Annotated in this window: 26 protein-coding genes; 8 read left to right on the forward strand and 18 right to left on the reverse strand. The window is 59.0% G+C overall.

Annotated elements, in window-relative coordinates; translation table 11 throughout:
• Positions 1–199: 199 nt before the first annotated feature.
• Entirely contained in the window at positions 200–616 is a 417-nt protein-coding gene (locus KHU33_RS06465; protein ID WP_211461690.1) for a PaaI family thioesterase, read from the forward strand.
• Positions 617–723: 107 nt separating this feature from the next.
• Here the strand turns inward: KHU33_RS06465 and KHU33_RS06470 are convergent, their stop codons facing one another.
• The 10 genes from KHU33_RS06470 to mdcA all read right to left on the reverse strand — a co-directional run bounded on the left by KHU33_RS06470 (position 724) and on the right by mdcA (position 9,407).
• A complete protein-coding gene (locus KHU33_RS06470) occupies positions 724–1,443 on the reverse strand; it encodes a nucleoside monophosphate kinase (RefSeq protein WP_211461691.1) in 720 nt (239 codons plus the stop codon).
• Positions 1,444–1,860: 417 nt separating this feature from the next.
• Complete coding sequence (mdcH, locus tag KHU33_RS06475) at positions 1,861–2,790, reverse strand: malonate decarboxylase subunit epsilon (RefSeq protein WP_211461692.1); 930 nt, start codon at positions 2,788–2,790, stop codon at positions 1,861–1,863.
• Positions 2,787–3,542 (reverse strand): malonate decarboxylase holo-ACP synthase, encoded by a 756-nt coding sequence (locus KHU33_RS06480; protein WP_211461693.1) that lies wholly within the window; start codon positions 3,540–3,542, stop codon positions 2,787–2,789. Before KHU33_RS06480 ends, mdcH begins: the two co-directional genes overlap by 4 nt.
• Positions 3,543–3,544: 2 nt before the next feature.
• Positions 3,545–4,309, reverse strand: a complete 765-nt coding sequence (gene madM, locus KHU33_RS06485; protein WP_211461694.1) for a malonate transporter subunit MadM — start codon at positions 4,307–4,309, stop codon at positions 3,545–3,547.
• Positions 4,310–4,317: 8 nt separating this feature from the next.
• Positions 4,318–4,731, reverse strand: coding sequence for a malonate transporter subunit MadL (madL, locus tag KHU33_RS06490; RefSeq protein ID WP_211461695.1), 414 nt, complete (start codon positions 4,729–4,731; stop codon positions 4,318–4,320).
• Positions 4,732–4,819: 88 nt separating this feature from the next.
• Positions 4,820–5,659, reverse strand: coding sequence for a biotin-independent malonate decarboxylase subunit gamma (gene mdcE, locus KHU33_RS06495; protein WP_211461696.1), 840 nt, complete (start codon positions 5,657–5,659; stop codon positions 4,820–4,822).
• Between the two features lie 20 nt (positions 5,660–5,679).
• Positions 5,680–6,531, reverse strand: a complete 852-nt coding sequence (locus tag KHU33_RS06500; protein WP_211461697.1) for a biotin-independent malonate decarboxylase subunit beta — start codon at positions 6,529–6,531, stop codon at positions 5,680–5,682.
• Positions 6,532–6,538: 7 nt separating this feature from the next.
• Positions 6,539–6,847, reverse strand: coding sequence for a malonate decarboxylase subunit delta (locus KHU33_RS06505; protein WP_211461698.1), 309 nt, complete (start codon positions 6,845–6,847; stop codon positions 6,539–6,541).
• 17 nt (positions 6,848–6,864) lie between these two features.
• Complete coding sequence (locus KHU33_RS06510) at positions 6,865–7,746, reverse strand: triphosphoribosyl-dephospho-CoA synthase (RefSeq protein WP_211461699.1); 882 nt, start codon at positions 7,744–7,746, stop codon at positions 6,865–6,867.
• Positions 7,746–9,407, reverse strand: a complete 1,662-nt coding sequence (mdcA, locus tag KHU33_RS06515) for a malonate decarboxylase subunit alpha (RefSeq protein ID WP_211461700.1) — start codon at positions 9,405–9,407, stop codon at positions 7,746–7,748. Before mdcA ends, KHU33_RS06510 begins: the two co-directional genes overlap by 1 nt.
• A 151-nt stretch (positions 9,408–9,558) precedes the next feature.
• Between mdcA and KHU33_RS06520 the strand changes: the two genes are divergently transcribed.
• Entirely contained in the window at positions 9,559–10,488 is a 930-nt protein-coding gene (locus KHU33_RS06520) for a LysR family transcriptional regulator (RefSeq protein ID WP_211461701.1), read from the forward strand.
• Positions 10,489–10,517: 29 nt separating this feature from the next.
• Here KHU33_RS06520 and KHU33_RS06525 read toward each other — a convergent pair whose 3' ends face one another.
• Complete coding sequence (locus KHU33_RS06525; protein WP_211461702.1) at positions 10,518–10,766, reverse strand: FAD-dependent oxidoreductase; 249 nt, start codon at positions 10,764–10,766, stop codon at positions 10,518–10,520.
• A 23-nt stretch (positions 10,767–10,789) separates the two neighbouring features.
• Here KHU33_RS06525 and KHU33_RS06530 point away from each other — a divergent pair, with 23 nt between their 5' ends.
• A complete protein-coding gene (locus KHU33_RS06530; RefSeq protein ID WP_211461703.1) occupies positions 10,790–11,059 on the forward strand; it encodes a substrate-binding domain-containing protein in 270 nt (89 codons plus the stop codon).
• Between the two features lie 131 nt (positions 11,060–11,190).
• Here the strand turns inward: KHU33_RS06530 and KHU33_RS06535 are convergent, their stop codons facing one another.
• A complete protein-coding gene (locus tag KHU33_RS06535) occupies positions 11,191–11,973 on the reverse strand; it encodes a substrate-binding domain-containing protein (RefSeq protein WP_211461704.1) in 783 nt (260 codons plus the stop codon).
• Positions 11,974–12,331: 358 nt separating this feature from the next.
• Between KHU33_RS06535 and KHU33_RS06540 the strand changes: the two genes are divergently transcribed.
• Positions 12,332–12,751, forward strand: a complete 420-nt coding sequence (locus KHU33_RS06540; RefSeq protein ID WP_211461705.1) for a DUF1801 domain-containing protein — start codon at positions 12,332–12,334, stop codon at positions 12,749–12,751.
• Positions 12,752–12,784: 33 nt separating this feature from the next.
• On the opposite strand, the gene KHU33_RS06545 is transcribed toward KHU33_RS06540, so the two are convergent.
• Positions 12,785–13,321, reverse strand: a complete 537-nt coding sequence (locus KHU33_RS06545; protein WP_211461706.1) for a DUF2058 domain-containing protein — start codon at positions 13,319–13,321, stop codon at positions 12,785–12,787.
• Positions 13,322–13,849: 528 nt separating this feature from the next.
• Here KHU33_RS06545 and KHU33_RS06550 point away from each other — a divergent pair.
• The 3 genes from KHU33_RS06550 (at position 13,850) to KHU33_RS06560 (ending at position 16,910) form a co-directional block, all read left to right on the forward strand.
• Entirely contained in the window at positions 13,850–14,584 is a 735-nt protein-coding gene (locus KHU33_RS06550; protein ID WP_211461707.1) for a GntR family transcriptional regulator, read from the forward strand.
• 87 nt (positions 14,585–14,671) lie between these two features.
• A complete protein-coding gene (locus tag KHU33_RS06555) occupies positions 14,672–15,961 on the forward strand; it encodes an MFS transporter (RefSeq protein WP_211461708.1) in 1,290 nt (429 codons plus the stop codon).
• A 43-nt stretch (positions 15,962–16,004) separates the two neighbouring features.
• Positions 16,005–16,910, forward strand: a complete 906-nt coding sequence (locus KHU33_RS06560; protein WP_211461709.1) for an amidohydrolase family protein — start codon at positions 16,005–16,007, stop codon at positions 16,908–16,910.
• A 19-nt stretch (positions 16,911–16,929) separates the two neighbouring features.
• Here the strand turns inward: KHU33_RS06560 and KHU33_RS06565 are convergent, their stop codons facing one another.
• From KHU33_RS06565 to cynS, 4 genes are read right to left on the reverse strand one after another with little or no spacing between them, the layout of a single operon-like run.
• Complete coding sequence (locus tag KHU33_RS06565; RefSeq protein WP_211461710.1) at positions 16,930–17,067, reverse strand: hypothetical protein; 138 nt, start codon at positions 17,065–17,067, stop codon at positions 16,930–16,932.
• 36 nt (positions 17,068–17,103) lie between these two features.
• Positions 17,104–17,439, reverse strand: a complete 336-nt coding sequence (locus tag KHU33_RS06570) for a cupin domain-containing protein (RefSeq protein ID WP_211461711.1) — start codon at positions 17,437–17,439, stop codon at positions 17,104–17,106.
• Positions 17,440–17,469: 30 nt separating this feature from the next.
• Positions 17,470–18,087, reverse strand: coding sequence for a DJ-1/PfpI family protein (locus KHU33_RS06575; protein WP_211461712.1), 618 nt, complete (start codon positions 18,085–18,087; stop codon positions 17,470–17,472).
• A 34-nt stretch (positions 18,088–18,121) separates the two neighbouring features.
• A complete protein-coding gene (gene cynS, locus KHU33_RS06580) occupies positions 18,122–18,565 on the reverse strand; it encodes a cyanase (protein WP_211461713.1) in 444 nt (147 codons plus the stop codon).
• Positions 18,566–18,704: 139 nt separating this feature from the next.
• On the opposite strand from cynS, the gene KHU33_RS06585 reads away from it, so the two are divergent.
• Positions 18,705–20,039 carry an aminotransferase-like domain-containing protein gene (locus KHU33_RS06585; RefSeq protein WP_211461714.1) on the forward strand — a complete coding sequence of 445 codons (1,335 nt, stop codon included), beginning with the start codon at positions 18,705–18,707 and terminating at the stop codon, positions 20,037–20,039.
• 917 nt (positions 20,040–20,956) lie between these two features.
• Here the strand turns inward: KHU33_RS06585 and KHU33_RS06590 are convergent.
• Positions 20,957–21,934, reverse strand: coding sequence for a DUF6895 family protein (locus KHU33_RS06590; RefSeq protein WP_211461715.1), 978 nt, complete (start codon positions 21,932–21,934; stop codon positions 20,957–20,959).
• Between the last annotated feature and the right edge of the window lie 128 nt (positions 21,935–22,062).

The following is a 22,062-nucleotide window of genomic DNA, read 5'->3' on the forward strand; positions in this document are numbered from 1 at the left end:
AGGGGGGTGATGATAACCGAAAAGGCCTGAATCTTCGTGGGCCCCAGGCAGCGCGGCGCCCGGGATTGTTATGCCGGCCCGGCCAAGTCTGCGTTCTTGCCGGACATGGGTTTCCTTATGCATAATGACTGCATGAATATTCGGTCCGCCTGATAACCGTCAGGCGTCATGCACGATCCCATCAAGAGGCCACTTTCCCATGAATGACATGCAAGAACGGATCGCAGTCAGTTTCAAATCGCAAGGCCTTATGGCGACCCTCGGCGCGCAGCTTGTCTCGGTTGCAGATGGCGAGGTGCAAATAGAATTGCCATTTTCCACCCAGCTTTCCCAACAGCACGGCTACGTTCACGCTGGCGCAATAACAAGTATTGTTGACAGTGCATGTGGCTACGCGGCGTTGACCAAGGCGCCGTTCGAGAGCGAGGTTGTCACGGCCGAATTCAAGATCAACCTCGTGCGGCCTGCGATTGGCGAACGATTCCTGGCAATCGGAAAGGTACAGACTTCGGGTAAGCTGCTCACTGTCTGCACAGGAGAAGTCCGGGCCTTATCGGGAACCGCCTGGAGAGTGGTTGCCATCATGCAGGCAACAATCGTCAATGTCCGTGCCTGACGTCAATGCGCACATAGTTGGCAAGCCGCCCCCCGCGTTTGCCCATAGTTGAACGAATTGAAAATTGTTGAGCCCTATTTGATAGGGGCCAATTGAATGCGATTCCTTTACCGCGCTATGGCCGCAAATGCGTTGGCCCGAATGACGTCCACAGGGCCGATACCGTCTATCTTTCGATATTTTGCCGCCCCGGGCTGTCCGGATTGAGCCCATTGAGTGTAATAGGCAATGAGCATTTCCGTTTGATCGTGATAGACCCTTAAGCGCTTCCTAACCGTATATTCCCTATCGTCGTCGCGCAGAATCAAATTCTCGCCGGTCATATCGTCTTTTTCCTCGATCTTCGGTGGATTGAATTTCACATGGTAGCTACGACCAGACGACGGATGAATCCGGCGCCCGCTCATGCGTTCCAGAATGGCCTCGTCCGGCACGTCGATCTCCAGCACATAGTCAATTCCGACACCGGCTTTTTTCATCATCTCGGCCTGCGGAAGCGTGCGCGGAAAACCATCGAACAAATAGCCGTTGGCGAACTGGCAGACTTTCTTGTGCAATTCGCGATAAGTGACCTTGCTGACATCGCCGCTGTCGGTCTCAAAGATGATCGCGACTTTATCGACGTTGCCATTGTGCAAATGGATATCGAGGCAGTTGTAGGAGACATTCAGCTTGCCGTCGTCAAACCATTTGTAGAACGGTGCGTTGGCATCGTCCAGCACCTTGGTGAAAGGCGTCTGCCATTGCAGGTTTTCGCGGGCCAGGCGGCCCCAGAAGCCCTCATAATCCTGCTCGGCTTCGGCCACCAGGGCGCGATAGGCATCCATGCTGGAAATGGCTGCAGTCTTGGAAAAGTCTGCCGGGGCCGGAAAAATGCGGGTTTCCTGACCAAAGGTCTCTATGTCAGCCATGGTTTTCTATTCCAATATGATGTGATTAATGATTTGTTTAGATTTTCATAAAACATGACAATGCCCTTGCCAAGTTACTGCTTAACAAACGCAGCTAACTGGGGTCAGAGTGAACTTTCTGCGCGCTTTTTGCAGAAACTTCACTCTGACCCCACTTAGCGGGCCACGGAGTACCTGCCTCATCATTAAAAAGAACAAAACCGCGTAGTGCGTTCTGTCTTTCTCCGAATCCGTCATGTGGGGTCAGAGTCAAGTTTCGCGATGAAGCACTGCGAAAGTTGACTCTGACCCCAGATGACTCTTGCCGGGGCGATGCCATGAATTATGAAACTCTCATAGTTGAGCCTGCTCGCGCGACAGCAAAGCGAGCAGCGTATCAATCCGGTTGTTGTCGCAGCAGAGCGCCTGGCCATCAGTGAATACCGGCGCTGTCAGATTGGTCAGTACGGAACCGCTCGGCATTTCCAGCGCCAAGCGTGCGCCGCGTTCCCAGGCAAGACGGGCGGTTTCAAACCAATGTACCTGTCGCGCCATATTATTGGCGAGGTCGTAGGCAATGCTCCGCGGTTCGAACAGAGCACGTGCGATGCTGCTGCTCAGATAAGTCAGCTGCGGACGCTGTACTGCCACTCTTGAAAAGGCCGCTCTCATTTCCACTGCCGCCGCATCGAACAGTTCGCAATGGGACGGCACGCCAACTGCCAGACGTTCCGCCTTGGTCGCGCCTTGTCCGAGCGCGAGTCGCATGACCAGGCGCATCGGTTCGTCAGCCCCTGCAATCACCAGTTGCCGGTTCGCATTCAAGTTGGCCAGGTAGACCGGTGCCGCAGGGCTATGAACGCGTGCTATCAGCGGTTCCAGCTGAGAGCGATCGAGACCGACTATCGCCGCCATGCCGTAGCCGTGCGGATAGGCGTTCTCCATCAGTTGCCCGCGCCGCGCTACCAGCCGCACTGCGTCGGCATAGTCAAGGGCGCCGGCGGTCACCGCAGCCGGGTAAGCGCCTATGGAAAGGCCGGCAACCATATGCGGGCCAGCATCGTGTGCAATGAAGAATCTGGCCATTGCGACGCCAGCTATCAGCAGGCACAGCTGCACGGCAACTGTGGACTCGAATGCTTTGAGCGTATCCAGATTCAAGGGGTCGTCGTGGAGTGCGTCAGAGGTCTCGTCAAGCGTACGTATGACCGCCGGATGGTCTGGAAGCGCATGCAGCATTCCAGGCCGCTGCGCGCCTTGGCCGGGGAAGGTGAACAGGATCATGCTGCCTTCATGCTTTCGGCATCTCGCCAGTTGTTCGTGCGCCATGGATCGGTAGTCAAAACCGGGCCGGCGTCGGTTTTAAGCAGCACCCGCCCATTGCGGTTGGCCCATTGCGCATTGACGTTGGCCCATTCGGAAAATGAAAATGCGCCATTACCGGTGTCGACCTGAATATCGATACGGCATATTGGAGATGAACATATCATCCGCAGCCCCAGCATCTGCGCAGCACTGAGAGGTGCGTGCGAACGCAGCAGGATGTCGAGATCGCTGTCTTCGCGGACCACCGGCAGCCGCGATGCAAGCTGAAACCCGACGCCGCCGGTCGGCCCCCAGGGCAGGCCGGTTGCATCAAGCGCCGGCGCCAGCACCGCAAGTGCTTCGAAGGCCCTCAGCCGGCTGCGCTGCTCTTCGATATAAGCCGGAGCATGCTCAACCATGGTCTCCGGCCTGATGCAACGCGCCACCGCATCGCGCTCCAGATAGGCAGCAAAGCGCTCGCTTCGCGTCTTGCCACGCAGGCCAACCGGGACCAACCGGGGATCGTCGACTTTCTCGCGCCGTACGACGACCGGCGCGCGTAAGAGCCGGTCAGCGCTGGCCCAAGGCGGAAGTGGAGTGACCGTCGTCAATGCCTTGGCGTCTTCGATCCAGAGCAAGTCGTGCGGACAAAGAACGCCGGCGCCGACCTCCTCAAATGCGTATGTGCCCACGGTTTCGTCCTCCGGTTGCTTGAGCGATGCGGCTTCCATGATCAGCCCACAATTGCCTTCGTGGCAAAGAAGAGCACGGATGGCCCTAGCAGGCAGCCGATGCCGGTATGGAATGTCGCCACCAGTGCGCCGTACGGCACCAGCTTGCGGTCGGTCGCGGCGAGGCCGGCTGAAACGCCGCTGACGGTACCCGCAAGACCGCCGAACACCATTGCAGAACGGGGTGTTTTCAGACCGAGAAAGCGCGCTGCGATGGGGGTGCCGATCATGACGATAATAGCTTTCACCAGGCCGGTAGCGATGCTCAGCGCCATCACATCGGAGCTTGCGCCAATTGCCGCGCCGGTGATCGGACCGACGATATAGGTGATCGCACCGGCGCCGATGGTGGTCATGCTGACCGCATCGGAGTAGCCAAAGGCCCGGGCGATGCTGGCGCCGACAATGAACGGCAATACCGTCCCCAGCAGCAATGACACGACCCCGACCAGGCCGGCCTTGCGCGCCTCGGTGGCTTGTACCTCGAACGCGGTGGCGACGATGGCGAAATCGCGCAGCATGGCGCCGCCCATCAGGCCAATGCCGCTGAACAGCGAAACGTCAGCCAGTCCCTTGCTGCCGCCGCTCACTATGCCACCCCAGTACGCCAGCGCCAGGCCGATCATGATGGCGATCGCCGAACCATGAACGCGGCCGAAGGTGAGTTTGCGCGAGATGGCTCCCGACAACAAGATAATCATCCCGATCATCGCGAAGGCGGTGACAAGTCCGTTTTGCTGGACCGCTTTTTGGAATATTTCTAACATGATGTCCCCTATTCGGCCAACGGCGCCAGGTCAGTCGCGGCCGCTTCAGTCTCAACCTCAATCTCAGCCTGACTCTCCGTGCGATTGATCAACGCGATGCAACAGGCGCAGACAGCCGCCGCGCCAAATGCCGACAGCAACGCCACGGGCCCGCCGCGCAATGCGGCAACCACATTCTGCTGGGCCGCCATGGCAACTACCACCGGGATATACATTGCGGCCCAAAAGCCGACACCCGCGTCGGTTGGTTTGGGCAAGAGCCCTCTCGGCTGCATGTACAGGCGGGCGAAAATTAATAGCAGCATGGCGATGCCGACACCGCCAACGTTGGTCTTGACGCCGATCAACTGGCCGAGAAGATCGCCCAGGAAAATCCCCAGCAGGTGGCAGCAGGCGAGTAAGGCGGTTCCGTAAATAATCATGATTTTGTCTCCTAATTGATGACATCAGCGGCTTGTCAAATCTTGTTTTTTTAGCGTTACAGAAAAATAATGTTTGCTCCTTCTTAAGTTAAGGTTGGCTGGCCCCCCACTGGAAGCGCAGCATGTCCCGCACCTTGCTCGACGCCTGACGGTGTTCTGCCCCCAGCCGGCCAGCCAGGTCGCGGCCGCTGTCCGCCAGGATGTCTTGGAGCGCGGCGTGCAGGCTGCTTTCAACGGTATCGATGTCGGCTGCGGACGGCGCATCCGGGTACGCCACTTGCAGGCATCGCCACAACAAACCCAGCGATGCATAACTTTCAATGTCGTAGGCCATCGGCGGTATGGCCGAGGCCAAGGATTCCAGTGCGTCCACCGAACGCATCGTGATGCGCGCTGCGGATGCCTTTCCCATGGCATGCACCATGACTTCGGGATCGCTGATTGCGATCAGGCGGTTGGCCTGATAACCGTGGGCCAGAAAAGCGCCGGACATGGCTTTGCCGACGATCAGCCCGATCACCGGATGACCCGCCAGTCGTGCTTCAGCGTAGGCGCCAGCGGCGCCAGCCAGCGCCTGATGGATGCCGAAACCTTCCTCGCGCCGGCCATAAGCCTGGCTGGTGACATCGATCACTGCGACGATCGGCGTCTTGGTTTGGCTGTCGCGGTCGGCGGCCATCAGTTCTTGTACCGCGCGCGCGAGTTGCCAGCCTTCCACCAGACCGACCTCGCCTTTGCGGACGCGCGGGAAACGGTTGTCCGGATCCGTCACCACCGCAATGTAGCGCGCCCTTTTACCGGCAAGATCGGCGTCGGCCACCAGCACTGAAACGGGATAGCCGGCAACTGGCATTGCCCCGCCGGTCAGCCTGGAGAACCAGACCGCGCCGCGGCTTTGTTTATTAGCTGAACTATCAGCTGAACTCATAGCCCTACCCATAGCTGCGCTCATGATGCGAATCCTTTCTGGTAAATCGTGCGAATCAGTTCAGGCGTCGCCTGTACGCTGGCGTCCACCTCGGCCAGACGGGCCAGAAAGCCCTGCACCATGTCGCTGCGGTTTTGCTCGGGCATGCCGCGCTGGAACAGGTCGCGCACCATGCTTCTGATCTGCATGGCGTCGTCTTCGACGTAAGCGTCCGCCAGCCCCGAGCGGTAGCGTTGCTCGCCGCCGGTAAAGCTCCAGATAAACGGCTTGTCGCGCGAATCGTATTCGGCGATACCGGCTTCCTGTTCAATCACCGCCGGGCCATTCAACCCAAGCCGCGCTTCGCGGGTCACAATCAGATAGCTGCACAGGGCCGCGGCGATCGACATCCCGCCAAAGCAGCCCACGGTGCCGGCGGTAATGCCGATCACCGGCTGGTAGCGGCGCAGATCGACGATGGCAGAATGGATTTCGGCAATCGCCGCCAGCCCGAGATTGGCTTCCTGCAGGCGCACGCCGCCGGTTTCAAACAAGATGACCGCGCGGGTGGGAATGCCGTTGCGATTGTCTTGCGCCGCCAGCTCCAGCGCCCCGGCAATCTTGGCGCCGCCGACCTCTCCCAGGCTGCCGCCTTGAAATGCGCCTTCGATGGCAAGGATCACGGCTGGCTGGCCGTCGCATGTGCCCTTGGCGACGACCACGCCGTCATCCGACTGCGCAATCACGCCTTGCAGCGCCAGCCAGGGCGATGTCACGCGATCGAAGGGGCCGATCAGCTCGCGCATGGAACCGGCGTCGAGCAAGGCGCTGGCCCGGCTGCGCGCATTGAGTTCGATAAAGCTGTCGCGTTGCAGCAGTTGTTCGGTGTTCATGGTTTCCTTACTTTGTGCTTGCATACTGCAATTCTTCGAACGCCTGCTCGATCCGCATGCGCACCACGCCCGGCGTTGCGCCGAAGTCATTGATCTCGATTTTTGCCGCCGGCAGCGACGCCATGGCAAAAATGCGCGTCAGCAGCGCCGCCCAGACCTGGCCCATGCCATCGACCGAGGTGTTGATGGCGATGCTGGTGACGCCGGCGGTATGGGGTTCCAGCAGCACCTCCAGATCGCCGGAGCCGACCACGCCGGTCAACACGCGTGCTTTGGCAGGCGAACCTGCCGGATATTCATAGAAAATCTTTTCCATGGTTTCCCTCTTCCGATTTAAGTCCTGATGCGGTCCAGGAACAGTGCCGCCGCCAGCAGATCCGCCCCGCCGCCCGGTGACACGTGCAGTGTCAGCAGCTCCTGTTCGAATTGTTGCAACGCGCTCCTGCCATCGCTGCTGGCGGCGCCGCCAGCGGCCAGCACCCGTAGCGCTCCGGCCTGCACTGCCGTCAATGCCGCCTGACCGCCGCGCGACAGCACGCAGGTGTCGTCGAGATTGGCGACCACCGCCAGCAGCGCGTTGAGCCGGGCGTCGTTTTCATCGTCACCGCGGGCGCGGCAGTGTTCCAGCCAAGGCAGTGCGACCCAGATTACATGCGGGAATCTGGCTTGCGCTTGCCCCCGTGCACCGCCGACGCTGTATTGCCGGCAAGCGAGTTCGCCCTTGTTGCCGGTCACGGCTGGCGCAAACCTGTCGCGCCGCCACGCCAGTGCAGCGGCGCGCGTCGCCACTGCAGCGGGAGTCAGCGCCTTGTGGTCTTGCGCCGCTGCCGTGACCAGCAAACCGAGCGCCCAGATCGCGCCGCGATGGGTGTTGACGCCGCCGGTAGCAGCCATCATGGCCGCTTCGCCCTGGCGCCCGATGAGGCCGATCTGTTCGCGCAATTGCTGCGGATCGACGATCTGCTGCCCCGCAACCGCCATGGCATGGAAGGTCGGATGCAAGGCCCAGGCCGAATGGCACATCAAATCCCAGTTCAGGTCGCGATGAGCGCCGCGGCCGCGCATGTCGACCAGGCCCGGTTTGGGCGTCAGCGTGACCTCATCGATCAGTGCTGTCACGACTGCATCGGCCAGGTAGTTGGCCAATGAGTCGGCCAACGAGTCGGCCAATGCTGCGGGTGCCAGCGGCTGGCAGTGCTCAAGAACGGCTGCCATCACCAGCTCCGGAATTTGGCAGGCGGTTCATACAAGCCATCGGACCAGCTCACCAGGTCGGCAACGCTCTTGGCCGCCAGCAGCGAACGGGTCGCCTCGCTGCGATTGACGCCCATGTCCTCTGGCAGTGCAATCAAGCCTTGTTGCCGCAACTGGGCGCTGCTCGCCGGATCATGGGTCATGCCGATTGGCGTTACGCCCGCGACTGCAGCCAGCATGGCTTTGCGCTCTTCCAGCGAGCGCGCTTTATAGAGATAGGCAATGCCCTCCTCGGTGAGCACGTGTGTCACGTCATCGCCATAAATCATCACCGGGGCGATGGGCATGCCGGATTCGCGCCCGACCTCTACGGCGTCCAGGGTTTCGACAATGGTCGGCTGGCCGCCACCCTGAAAGGTTTCCACCATCTGCACCACCAGCTTTTTGCCGCGCGCAAGCGGATCGTCGGTCTCGATCAGGTCAAGCCAGGCCGGGCTGGCGTGACGCCGTCCACGCGGATCGTGGCCCATGTTGGGGGCGCCGCCAAAACCGGTCAAGCGGCCGCGCGTCACCGTGGATGAATTGCCCAGCCCATCCATTTGCAGCGTGGAGCCGATGAACAGGTCAACCGCGTACTGGCCCGCCAATTGGCAAAAGGCACGATTGGAACGCATGGAGCCGTCCTTGCCGGTGAAAAACACATCGGGCCGCGCGGCAACGTAATTCTCCATGCCCAGTTCGCCGCCGAAGCAGTGGACGCTTTCGACCCAGCCGGTTTCGATCGCCGGGATCAGTGTCGGATGCGGATTGAGCGTCCAGTTCTTGCAGATCTTGCCCTTGAGCCCCAGTTTTTCGCCGTAAGTCGGCAAGATCAGTTCAATCGCAGCCGTATTGAAGCCGATGCCGTGATTGAGCGACTGCACCTGATGGCGTTCATACACGCCACGGATCGCCATCATTGCCATCAGCACATGGACCGGCTTGATCAGCCGTGGATCGCGGGTAAACAGCGGTTCAAGGAAAAACGGCTTGTCGGCCTGCACCACAAAGTCAATCCAGGAGCCGGGAATGTCCACCCGCGGCAGATCGGCCGGATCGTCAACGATCTCGTTGACCTGGGCGATCACGATGCCGTCGCGGAAAGCCGCCGCCTCCGCCAGCGCCGGCGTATCTTCGGTGCTTGAGCCGGTATACAGATTGCCTTGACGATCCGCCTTGAAACCGGCCACCAGCACCACGTTCGGCGTCAGGTCGACGTAGAGCCGCGCATACAGTTCGATGTAGGTGTGAATCGCACCGACTTCCAGCAAGCCGTCTTTCAGGAACTGCGAAATGCGCAGGCTTTGCGCGCCGGCATAAGCAAAATCCAGCTTGCGGGCGATGCCGCGTTCAAACAGGTCGAGATGCTCCGGCCGGCTGACGCTAGGCATGATCAGGTGCAGCTGGTTCACTTTGGCCGGATTGACCTGCGCCAGCGAACGGGACAGAAAATCAGCCTGTTTCTGGTTATTACCTTCAAGCACCACACGGTCGCCCGGCGCGATCAGCGCTTCCAGTACGGCGATGATGTCGCCGGTAGGCAGGACCGCGCCGTCGGCAAGGTGTCGGACCAGATCCAGGCGGCGATTTTTTTCCGTCCGGCGTTTGCTCCATTGCGGGTTAAGTTGAGGTCTGGCTTGCATCGTTGCTCCGGAAATCGATCATCACGGAGGCACAATAGAATTTTAAAAAGCCCTCTTCAATCAACCTCATGCGCAGTTCATTACTGTGAAGTTAATGAATCTGGTGTAATACTCTAGCAATGGTGTGTTCAAATAATTTTCCGGAGGGAAAATGGCAATTGATGAAGCAATTACGCTAAAAAAAATGGAAGTCTTTCTAGCCTTCATGACGCTTAACAATATGGCGCGGGTATCGGAGAGCCTTGGGCAAAGCACCGTGAGCGTGCACCGTGCCTTGCACTCGCTTGAAGAGGCGTTGCGCTGTCCCCTTTTCAAGCACGAAGGACGCAACCTGATTCCTCTCCAGACCGCCTATACATTTGCCGAATATGCGAAGCGGGTAATCGATGAATGCGAGGAGGGTGTGCGCAAAGTACGCGATGCAGGCGGATTTAACGCCCCCCGCCTGAAGATGGGCGCTCTTTATTCCTTGACGTTAAGGTGCATCCCGCAACTGGTGATCGGGCTCAAGTTGCGCAAGCCCGAACTCGATATCGATCTCACCATGGGCTCAAATCGCGAATTGCTGCAGAGTCTGGTGGATGGACAGCTCGACGCCATTGTTATCGGTCTGCATGGAGAGAATGAAAATAACGGACTGGTGTCGGTGCCGTTGTTTTATGACGATATCTTTTTGGCGGCGCCGGTCGGTTCCCCGTATGCCGGTAACAGACAGATTGATCTCCAGGATTTTCGCGCAGAAAAATTTGTCACCTTGAGCGACGGATTTGCGACCACCGAGGACTTTCACCATTGCTTTGAACTCGCCGGTTTTCTTCCCGATATTGCCATGCGGGTGCAAGACATTTTTTCGCTGATTAACTTGATTAGCGGAGGAATCGGATACAGCCTGCTGCCTGGACGCGTTGGCGAATTCAGCTCTCGCATCGAGCTGATTCCACTTGAAGACAGGTACGCGTCGCGACAACAGATTACTCTGCTGTTGCCGAAAAACAGGGAGAGGGACCCCAACCTGTTGGCACTGGCTGCAGAATGCCGGATGTATGGCCGACGCGATAACGGCAAAGATGGCTTCCTGTAGGCTGCGGGGCAATCCGGCTCCCCTGCCGTTTATCGGCAATGCATTGCCACTTCCAACGGCTCGGTCACTTCGCGCCAGATGTTTTCGATGATGCCTTTGACCACCAGCCCGGCCTCGGCCGCCAGTTCGACATTGGGCACGATGCCGACGCCGACTACGATCACATCGCAAGGCACACTGTGACCGTTATCCAGTTCGACCGCTGTCACTGCCGTCGTGCCGGCAAAAGCTTCGATTCGGCTTTGCAGCCTGACATCCGCTCCGCGCGCCCGATGCAATTGCCACAGCTTGCCGGAAAGCTGTGGCGGCAGCGCCCATCAGCCTTGAGGACATCCATCTCGCTCAGGTGGCCACGCTGGATTTATTGAAGCGCCACCCGGACCTGGTCGGCATCTATGTGGCAGACGGCGGCATCGAAGGGGTGATTCAGGCTCTGCAGGAAGGCAACGGACCACCCGGACTCGTCACCGTCTGCACCGACCTGACCGAGATCACCCGGCAGGCGCTGATCGATGGCCGGGTCGACATGGTGATTTCGCATCCGCAAGAATGGATGGCCGCCGCCTGGTAGAGGTGATGTCTGACGCCATTGGCACCAAGGGCGCAAAAGATTCGGTGCAGAGCATTCTGCCGTTTACCACCTACACTGCAGCGAACGTCTAAGACATACTTCGAATATCCTTGCCAATGGCGCGGAGGGAGTCATTGCTTCGGATCGAGTCCGCTTTTGATCACTTCGTCGCGCGCCTCGGGCGAGGCCAGGTAACGGATCAGTGCGCGAGCAGCGTCCGGATGTTTGGCGCCGACCGGTATCCCGGCCGAGAATGTGGTGACGCTTTGGACCTGCTCCGGAATCCTGGCGACAAAGTCGACGCCTTGCACAGGCAGAATTTCGCTTACCTGCTGGAAGCCCAACTCGTATTCACCGCTGGCCACCAGCGACCCGACGGGGATTTTCTGGATCATGTGCGCTTTTGGTTTTACCTGTTCTTCAATGCCCAGCTTCTTGAGCAGTTCGCGCTCGATATAGACGCCGCTCGCGCTGTCGGAATAGGCGATCGATTTAGCGCTGAGCATGGCTGACTTCAAGCCCTCCACGGTACTGATGTCCGGCTTCGCAGCACCTGCCTTGACCGCCATGCCGATGCGAGAATCGGCTAGATCGACGCGGCTGCCGGCGTCGACTTTACCTTGCTTGATCAGATCGCCCAATGCATAACCGACCATGATCACGACATCGGCCGGTTCGCCGCGTTCGAGACGGTTAGGGATCGCCTCTGGAGCCTTGCCCATTGACGGCCCGAAGGCAGTAGACAGCGTGTTGCCGGCAGCCGCTTCAAATTTAGGCGCCAATGCTTTGTAGGCCGCTGTAAAGCCGCCCGAAATCATCACGTTGATCTCTTCCGCCTGCGTCGTGCCGGACCACAAGGCAAGACTGACTGCGCCGAGAGCGAACAGTCGGTGAATTGTTTGTTTGATACGCATTCTCTTTGTCTCCTGTTTTTTATACAACTGCGATTTTGTCGAGCAATTATCACTAACATAATTGATAAAGTAAAATGCATAAATCCTTACTTTTGCTGCATCCAAGGTATCAATAAAAATGTATCAACTACGTTTTGATTTAAGCGACTGCAAGCCATGGCAGCGGTAGTGGAACAGAGCGATTTCCGGGCGGCGGCGTTAGCCTGAATATCTCGCAGCCGGCGCTGTCACGCCGCAACTCGCGATGCGGTCGGATCACTCAAGCGTGCTGCGCAGAATCTCTATGAAATGCTGAAAGAGGCGTCAACATTGTCAGCTTAAGGAAATGAAATATATCCGGAACTTCTAGGGTGGGAACATGAAAAAGTCAGACGCGAGCCAAGGCCAGTCGGCATCGGAGCTCATCTCGAAAAGAATCGCCGAACTCGGAGACTGGCGCGGGGAAACCCTCAGCAGAATGCGCAAGCTCATCCAGGAAGCAGACCCGGACGCCATCGAGGAGTGGAAGTGGATGGGCACTCCGGTTTGGTCGCACGACGGCATCATCTGCACCGGCGAATCCTACAAGGATAAGGTGAAGCTTACCTTCGCCAAGGGCGCGTCTCTGAAGGATCCGGCCCCTCTCTTCAACGCAAGTCTCGACGGCAACGCACGCCGCGCGATCGACATCCACGAAGGAGAAGAAGTTGACGAGTCCGCCTTCAAGACGCTCGTTCGCCAGGCGGTCGCCCTCAACAGTTCCGGCAAATCGAAACCTGCGAAGAAAGCGAAATCCTAAGGGATTCCGCCCCTGAACCAGGCAGGCGCAGAGCTACCACATCAAGTCGTCCGGGATCTGGAAGGCCGCATACGGATCGTCCGCATCGATCTCGGTGCTGGTCTTGTTCACCCGCACGACGAGCGAGGGATCGCGCTCCGCGATCTTGTCGGCGATTATCCTGGGCACCAATTCTCTGGCGTCGCCCTGACAGATGATCACCAGGCGCCCGGCAATTAAATGCGCCTGGACCGCGGCCGACACATACAGCCGTTCGATCTTCTTGTCGTGGGTAAAATTGTAGGCAATATCGCCGTTACCCATGCTTTGGCGATTCTTCTGCACCATCTGGGCAATTTGCGCGGCGATCGCCTTTTGGGTGGCGGCCGCATCGCGCTGGGCATTGAGTTCGCGCGCCCGCTCGGCATTCTTGCGTTGCGTTTCGAGTGCGGCCAGGCGCGTTTCATCGACACTGGTCGTGCCGCTCCGGCGCTCGGCCTTCTTCTGCTTATTCTTGTCCTGGTTGATTACTTTGACTTTATTCTTGTCGACCAGGCCGGCTTTCAAAAATTGCTCTTGCAAAGAGGCCATATGCTGCTCCGTAAATAGGGGCCGCCGGCCCAGGCAGTGGCGCCGACCAGCGGAAAGACGCTAGCATAACAAAAATGTCGCCTGCGCAGACCCACGATCGCGGACTTGCTGGCGTTCTTAGCGACTCACCCTTTACTGGCCCCGAATGCAGCCGAAATGGCTGTCACGCTGTTGCTGGAACTAATCAGCAAACCTGGTCAATCGGCTGCAATGCGTATCACTGCAACGCCCGAATTGATAGAACGCGCATCAACCGGCGCGGCCAGGACAGCACCTGAATGAGTTCATCTGCCAGCTGAGACATGCCAGCATTCGGCCAGGCCGGAAGCGGTCGTTAACATTCACCTTGCCGGCATCACTGCGATCGAACAATACGATGGACTCATGCATCGAGGCAATGAATCGGATGCCAGCCAACTGACGAAACACGCGGGCCCGACATCACATTATCTGCAAATCAGCTTGACATCGGCAATCCTGTAGCGTAAAAAGCTAGTCATTAATTCATATATATGACTAGAGGATTGAATGAATTACGCAATCTCCCATGATCAGCGCCTCCCCTTGTACCAACGCCTGCGCGATGAGCTTGCTGCACGAATCGCGGATCAGCACTGGCGCCCCGGAGAAGCAATTCCTACCGAGAGCGAGCTGGTAAAGCAGTTCGAGGCGTCGATTGGCACGGTGCGCAAAGCCATCGACATGCTGGTGGCAGAAGGCTTGCTGGAACGCTTTCAAGGTAAAGGCACATTCGTGCGGCGCGCCCGTTTCGATTCCTCGTTGTTCCGCTTCTTCCGTTTCCAGAACGAGGTGGGCGAGCGGCGTATTCCCGAGGGACGCATCTTGCGCCGCGAAGTCATGCCTGCTCCCACCGCAGTCGCGGCGGCCTTGCGGCTGGCGCCCGGTACGGAAGTCATCCACTTCTCACGCCTGCGCTTGCTCGATCAGAAACCATTGCTGGCTGAGTCGATCTGGCTGCCAAAGGAAAAATTTTCCGCCTTGCTGGAGATCGATACATCGGAGTTCGGCGATCTGCTGTACCCGCTGTACGAAGAGCGCTGCGGCCAGGTAATCGCTTCGGCCGAAGAAACACTCGTCGCCGAGGCGGTAAACGACTTGCATGCGCGCCTGCTGCAGCTGCAGCCTGGCGCACCGGTAATCGTGGTGGAACGGTTGGCGCTGGGCTACGACCGCCAGCCGCTTGAGTGGCGCCGTTCGCGCGGGCCGGCCGATCAGTTCCGCTATCACGTCGAAATCCGCTGAGGGCGGTCAACGCTTCACACATCGAATCATGAACAGGCGGGTGTCAACGTAACCCCCGCCTACCGACACACATATAGGAGATAGGCAATGTTTCATTGGTACCGGGAAATCACTCCCACTGAGCGCAAGACATTCTGGGGTTGTTTTAGCGGCTGGGCGCTCGATGCGCTTGACGTGCAAATGTTCAGTCTCGCCATTCCGGCGTTGATCGCCGCCTTCAGTCTCAACAAGGCTGAAGCCGGCTTGATCAGCGGCGTCACCCTGGTCGCATCGGCCTTGGGCGGATGGGTCATGGGCGCAGCGTCCGACCGCATCGGCCGGGTGCGCGCGCTGCAACTGACCATCGTCTGGTTCTCGTTGTTTACCCTGTTGTCCGCGTTTGCCCAGAGCTTCAATCAATTGCTGGTGCTGAAAGCACTGCAAGGCTTCGGCTTCGGCGGTGAGTGGGCTGCCGGCGCGGTGTTGATGGCCGAGATGATTCGGCCGGAACACCGCGGTAAAGCCATGGGCATGGTGCAAAGCGCCTGGGCCGTGGGCTGGGGCGGATCGGTATTGCTGTATTCGACCTTGTTCCTGCTGCTGTCGCCCGATATGGCCTGGCGGGTGATGTTCGGCATAGGCATCTTGCCGGCCTTCCTGATCGTCTACATCCGGCGCAACATTCCCGAACCGGCAACCTTCGTCAAGGCGCAAAAGAAGGACAAGAAAGACAAGGCCAGTTATAGCGAGCTGTTCGCCATCTTCAAGCCTGACATGCTGCGCATGACGCTAATCGGTGCGTTGATCGGCGTGGGAGCGCACGGCGGCTACTATGCCTTGATGACCTGGCTGCCGACCTTCCTCAAGACCGAGCGTCACCTGTCGGTACTCGGCACCAGCGGCTATCTGGCGGTGATTATTGTCGCTTTCTGGTGCGGTTGCATGGTCAGCGCCTACCTGCTTGACCGCATTGGCCGTCGGCTCAACCTGATCCTGTTTTCCGGCTGCTGCGTGATCACCGTGCTCGCCTATGTATTTCTACCGCTCGGCAATACCACGATGCTGTTCCTCGGCTTCCCGTTGGGCTTCTTTGCTGCCGGCATCCCGGCAAGCTTGGGCGCTTTGTTCAACGAACTGTATCCGAGCGGTGTGCGCGGCACCGGCGTGGGTTTCTGCTACAACTTCGGCCGTATCGTATCGGCCGGCTTTCCAATACTGGTCGGGCATATGAGCAGCAAGATGTCGCTCGGGACCGCCATTGGCATCGATGCGGCGCTGGCTTACTCGCTGGTGGTGCTGGCGGTGCTGGCCTTGCCGGAGACACGCGGTAAGAACCTGAACGAAGATCTGCCTGTCGCAGAAAATCTGGCCGGGGCCGAAGCCAAGGCACGCGCATGACAGCTTACCGATAACAAGAGAAAAATGGAAAGAGACATCCAAAATGAACCGACGTGAATTCAATGCCGGGTTGATCGGCTCGGCTTTAGCTGCCGTGCTGCCTGGTTGCACCTCTATTGCAAAGCAAGGTAAGGAAGGGAAGTTAGCTGCTGTGGACACTCATGCCCATATTTTTAAACGCGGACTGAAACTCGCCAATGTGCGACGTTATGCGCCCGACTACGACGCATCGCTGGAAACGTATCTCGCCACGCTCGACCAGCACAACATCGCGCGCGGCGTGCTGGTGCAACCTAGTTTTCTCGGCACGGACAATAGCTTCATGCTGGCCGCTCTGCACCAGGCTCCAGCTCGTCTGCGCGGTATCGCCGTAGTCGATCCGGCTATCTCTATTGCCGAGTTGGACGCGCTTAACGCGGCCGGTGTGGCGGGCGTGCGGCTGAACCTGGTTGGCACGCCATTGCCGGATTTTTCCAACCGTGTATGGACAGATTTTCTCAAGCAGGTTGCTCGGCTGGGATGGCAGGTGGAGGTGCATCGCGAGGCACGCGACCTGCCGCTGGTCTTGCCGCCGCTGTTGCGCTCTGGCGTCAATGTAGTGGTCGATCATTTCGGCCGGCCCGACCCGACATTGGGTGTCAACGATCCTGGCTTTCGCTACCTGCTGGATACCGCCGCCAGCCGGCGCGTATGGGTCAAACTATCAGCCGCCTATCGCAATGGCGGCAACGGCGCCGGTGAGCAGACCGCGCTGGCGGCGATTCCACTATTACGCAATGCTTTCGGGATGGAGCGTCTGATGTGGGGCAGCGACTGGCCGCATACCCAATTCGAACAGAGCGCCAGTTACGATCATGCCCGAGCGCTGCTTGATAGCTGGCTGCCGGATCCGGAAGAGCGCCGCATTGTGCTGGTGGATACGCCGTCTGATCTGTTCCGCTTCCTTTAACCGATAGCCAGGCCGCGGCTCATCGACCGCAGAATGCGACTGCTTTGGCCATCGCTTCAGCTTCATCGCCGCCCTGGCTTTGCCCTAGAGGATGAGTTTGCAATAGTTCGTGCAGAAGCTCGGGACGATTTTCTTCAAAATGGGCAGGTAAGTGCATGTGGACTCTTTCGTTACATCGAGGCCTGCGGGGATGTCAGCGCTGGGCAACGTAGAACGCCAGGCCGCTGGAGCGCGACGAGAAGCTCACCTTGGCACCGGCGGAGAACTGGATCAGGTCGCCGGCCGTCAGTTCGTAGACCTTCCCGCTCTCATCGGTGACCGTCATATCACCTTCAAGAACGAGCTTGAACTCGTCGAACTCGTAGGTATAGGGCATCGCCTGTCCTTGGCCCATCCGAAATAGTCCGGCAGTGATCGGGGCACTCTTGTTGCCGGACGATCCCAGGTCGTCCAGGAACGCGACGGTGTCAGGGATTTTCAGATCGGTGAGTTGCTGGCGCGTGGCGGCCTGGAATACGCGAATGCTCATTTGCTTTCTCCTTGTCTATAACTCTTTTACTCAAACGGTCGCCAACTTCTCTTTCAAATACGGCGTGATATTTCGCATCGCACGCGATACGTAATCTTCTTTCTCTCCCACTGGTGCGACGTAGTGAAGTGCGCTTTCCGCCGCTTCGATCCCCTCCAGACGGGCAATGATCCAGGCGGCAAGGTAGGGTGACGCCAGGCATCCCCCGGCGGTGGCGACGTTACCCCTGGCAAAAAAAGGCTGGTTCAGCACATCGACACCGGCTTCCTGGACCCATGGTTTCGTCGTCAAGTCGGTACATGCCGAAACACCATCGAGCAGTCCGAGCTTCGCCAGCACGAGCGTGCCGGAACACTGCGCCCCCAGCAGTTGCCGCGACGGATCGAGCTGCAACTGCGCCATCAGCCCCCTGTCAGCGATGACTTCGCGCGTTTGCATGCCGCTGCCGACGATGACCGCATCGGCAGCACTTGCCTCGCGAAGGGACGCCTGTGATTCGAGCGTCAATCCGTTCATCGACCGCACTCGCACAGTGGGACTGGCAATCGACACGCGCCAGTCCGGCTTCTTGACGCGATTGAGGACGCCGAGCGCAATGAGGGAGTCGAGTTCGTTGAAGCCTTCGAAGGTGAGGATAGCGATGTGCATGGTGTCGTCTTCCTGTGCAAATAGGGTTGAGAAATCAGTACTGCTTGTAAGGGAGGAACTTGCCGCTCAGTACGATGCGCACGCGGTCGCCATTAGGGTCGTTCTCGCGCTGCAGATCCATCTTGAAGTCGATGGCGCTCATGATGCCGTCGCCAAACTCTTCGTGAATGAGCGCTTTGAAAGTGGTTCCGTACACGTTGACCATCTCGTAGAAGCGATAGATGAGCGGGTCGGTCGGGACTGACGTTGGCAAAGAACCTTTGTACGGCGTAACGGTCAGCCACTTGGCCTCTTCCTCGGTCAGGCTGAAAATTTCTGCGAGAACGTCTGCCTGTTCCTTGCTCAGCGTCATTTGCCCCAGGCAAGCGGCTGTGACCCATTCCTTGCTAAGCCCAACCTTGGCGGCGACTTCCGACCACCTGATACCTGAGGACACCTTGGCGGCAATGATTTTTTCGGTAACTGCGAGGCGGTTCATAAAAGCTCCTTCAAGGGATGCCAGGCCGGGGGTGTACGGCTCAAAACGCTGCCGTCTGCCTGAGCGAATCGGGTTGCGATGAGCTATCATATGGCCGACTATCAATACAATCAAATTATTGTCATGGATACATTCACGTATGGCTCGCTCCCGCTACAAACTGCTGGTTGACGCATTTGCGGCCGATATCCGTGCAGGGCGCTTGCCGCCGGGCACGCGCTTGCCGACCCACCGCCAACTGGCCGCCAAGGAGCGGCTGGCCTTGGTTACCGCGACGCGAGTCTACGCAGAGCTTGAAGCCATGGGCTTGGTCAGCGGGGAAGCTGGCCGCGGCACCTTCGTTCGAGAAACCTCTTTACCTCCCGGCCTGGGCATCGACCAGCAGGCGACTGCGGCGGGCATCGTGGATCTCAACTTCAACTATCCATCGCTTCCCGGTCAGGCCGAGCTGCTGCGAAGCGCCTTGCGCCAACTCGCGTCTTCCGGTGACCTGGAGGCCCTGCTGCGCTACCAACCCCATGCCGGACGCCAACATGAGCGGGCCACGGTGGCGCGCCATCTCCGATGCCGGGGGCTGGCAGTCGATGCCGAACAAGTGTTGATCGTGAATGGAGCCCAGCATGGGCTGGCAGCGACTGTCATGGCGCTGCTGCGGCCCGGTGACGTAGTCGCGACCGACGCTCTGACCTATCCGGGGTTCAAGGTGCTGGCTGAGGCACATCGCCTTGAACTGGCGCCGATTCCAGCGGCTGGCCAAGAGCCGGACCTGGACGCGCTGGAGCGGCTGTGCAAGAGCCGGCGAGTGCGTGCCGTGTATGCGATGCCGACGCTGCACAACCCGCTGGGATGGGTGATGAGTGCGCACTGGCGGCAGCAGCTGGTGACGATCGCCCGCAGGCACGGGCTGCTCATCATCGAAGACGCGGCCTATGCCTTCCTCGCAGAGGAACCGCCGGCCCCGCTGGCAGCACTCGCGCCGGAGACAACCGTGTACGTCTCCGGGCTTTCCAAGAGTGTGGCCACCGGGCTGCGCGTCGGATTCGTCGCCGCACCCGCTCAATGGGTGCCCGCCATCGAGCGAACGATCAGGGCCACCATCTGGAACACGCCCGGCGTGATGACGGCAATCACCTGTGGCTGGCTCGACGATGGCACCGTCACCCGGCTGGAGGCGGAGAAGCGCCGCGATGCCAGGATCCGGCAATCAATGGCCAGCGATATCCTTGCCGGGCTTCGATGCGTCCGCCATCCGTCGTCCTATTTTCTCTGGCTCCCCCTGGGCGAAGAGGTTCGAGCCGACCAGGTAGCGATGGCGCTCATGCACGAGCACGTTTCGGTGTCGACTGCCGAACCGTTTGCGACGTCTGCCCACGTGCCGCATGCGATCCGCCTGGCGCTTGGATCGGTAGAACTGGATGCTCTCCAGGACGCGCTGGAAAAAGTCAGGCGGGTTGTTGGCGCTTACTCGTATTGAGTCAATTTACTACTTTCAAATTGAGGGCGTCCATATATGAACCCCTCGGGCTGGACCAAAGCCGTTAGCCGTTCCGGCATAGGACACGAAAAGGCGGCGATAGCAGGGGGCAGAAATGCCTTCGCCGGCGCCAGCACGCGATCATCTCAGCCCCCGCACCGCATTCATCAATCGGAAACCGGGTTCCGTAAACTCCTTCAAGGTCCACAACGCCTGCGTACTCGCTGCACACCTGACAATGAAAGCAAGTTCAGGACAAGCTCGACTCTCCGGAACTACACCGTTGCTGGACAAGAAGGCGCCGTCGGTTCCTTGCGCATGGTGTATGAAATCGACAAAGGTTTGCGTGAACGCAGGCGAGACTCGACCGCAATAGATGCTCGCCCTTGCACTTCGAAGGGCAAAGATAAAATTGAACGACCGTGCCGCGGCCAGCGCAACTCCCTGCAATAGTTCGCTGCAAGGATTGGCTCCCCTAATCTCCTGCGTTCCCCAATAGCTATCGATCTCGATCGCGGCTACCGCCTGCCTAGCGCCTGGTGGCCCCCCAGCCAGGAATTCGGCAAGCTCGGAGGTAACGGCTGATGAGATTGAAGCTGAGGCAGTTGTTTCGAAAGCAGTTGACGGATGCTGTGGTGCTTTGGGTCGCGCGCTCGATAGGCTAGCCGTCAGTGGATCAACCTGCGCCAGGTCTTCCGGCTCGATCCGACGATGGAATTCAGCGAACAAGTTGTGTGCCGTATGGACTCCGCCACCGCTTGCGCAGACCGAAGCGAGAGCCGCCGCGTGCACCCGCGCAGCGGCGCCCACGAAAAGCGACTCTGGCTGTGATCGAAGCCACGCCTCCGTGCGCTCGATCGCCAGGCTTAAATTCGCGGCTCGGCTGTGGATATTACCGTCAGTATCAAATTGAGTAGTCATTGTAGAGTCCGTGCCTCTGCTGCCAGAAGAAAAAGGCTGACCACTGTCGGGTGATAGGCCTCCAGAAAATCGCCGGGCGCACGTGCATCCGGCTTGTCCTGCGCCGCAGTCGAAGCTGGCACGTACCCGCTTTCGTGTTGCACGGCGCAAATCCGGTTCATCGCCCAGCGCTCCAGTTCTCCATCAAAACCGAGATACAGGCGGCACATCAAGAGTTCGGCGCTAAGGTCCCAATTCTGCTCCGCGATGCACATCGAAAGGGCCAATTGGACATACTCCTCCACATCCGGCCTTAGCTTGCCCAACAACGGTGACGGATCGGACGATCCGAAGTCGCACAGATCAAACAGGATGTGCGTCACTGCATAAAGGTCAATATCCCGGACGTAGGGCAGTTCCGGTCGCATGGCAAGAGAGCTGGCTCGCAAGAGAACGGGGGCAGTGGGTAGCCGATGCGCGAGGCCTGCCGCATCGAAGTAGTAACGCAGGTCGAGCTTTTGCCATGCATTGCGCTCGATGCGGTCAACATAGCCTCGCGAGAGGACTTGTTGGAGACGCTCGCGCAATTTGGTGCAGGCGGGAGGACGAAGATCGCCCATCGCGACCGATAGCGCCACGTGCGTAGCGAACAGTCCTGTGCGTCCCTCGACGTCAACAAACACGCCTTGCTCGTCGGCCATCGATAGCCACTTCGCCACCAATGCACGAACCTCCGGACGGTCGCGCAGTGCCGGTGTGCGGATTACGATACGCAGCGCCGCTCCCAACTCGCCGAATGCCTTGCGGATCGGACCTGGGACGATACTTTCCGGGGCAACGGTCTCGATCGCATGTTGATGCGGCGGTCGAAATTGCTCGATGTTCGTCTCAAGCCAGCGCAGCACGCCCGAAGTAAAAATGGCGCGCTGCGCGTCGTTGAGGAACAGTGCCGATGCACCTTGGCGCGTCACCGCGCCGATTCCTCTATTTTGCATATCGCCGTCCTAGACTTTTGCAATCAGGAAATGGCTGTTGGTAATCCACTCCATTGGCATCACGGCTTCCGGAGACTTCGCGACGATCTGATTTGCCAGGTCGTCCAGCGAAGTGATCCCGGCAGTTT

The organism is Collimonas silvisoli, from assembly GCF_018305005.1.
In the GTDB taxonomy this organism is placed as follows: Bacteria; Pseudomonadota; Gammaproteobacteria; order Burkholderiales; family Burkholderiaceae_D; genus Collimonas; species Collimonas silvisoli.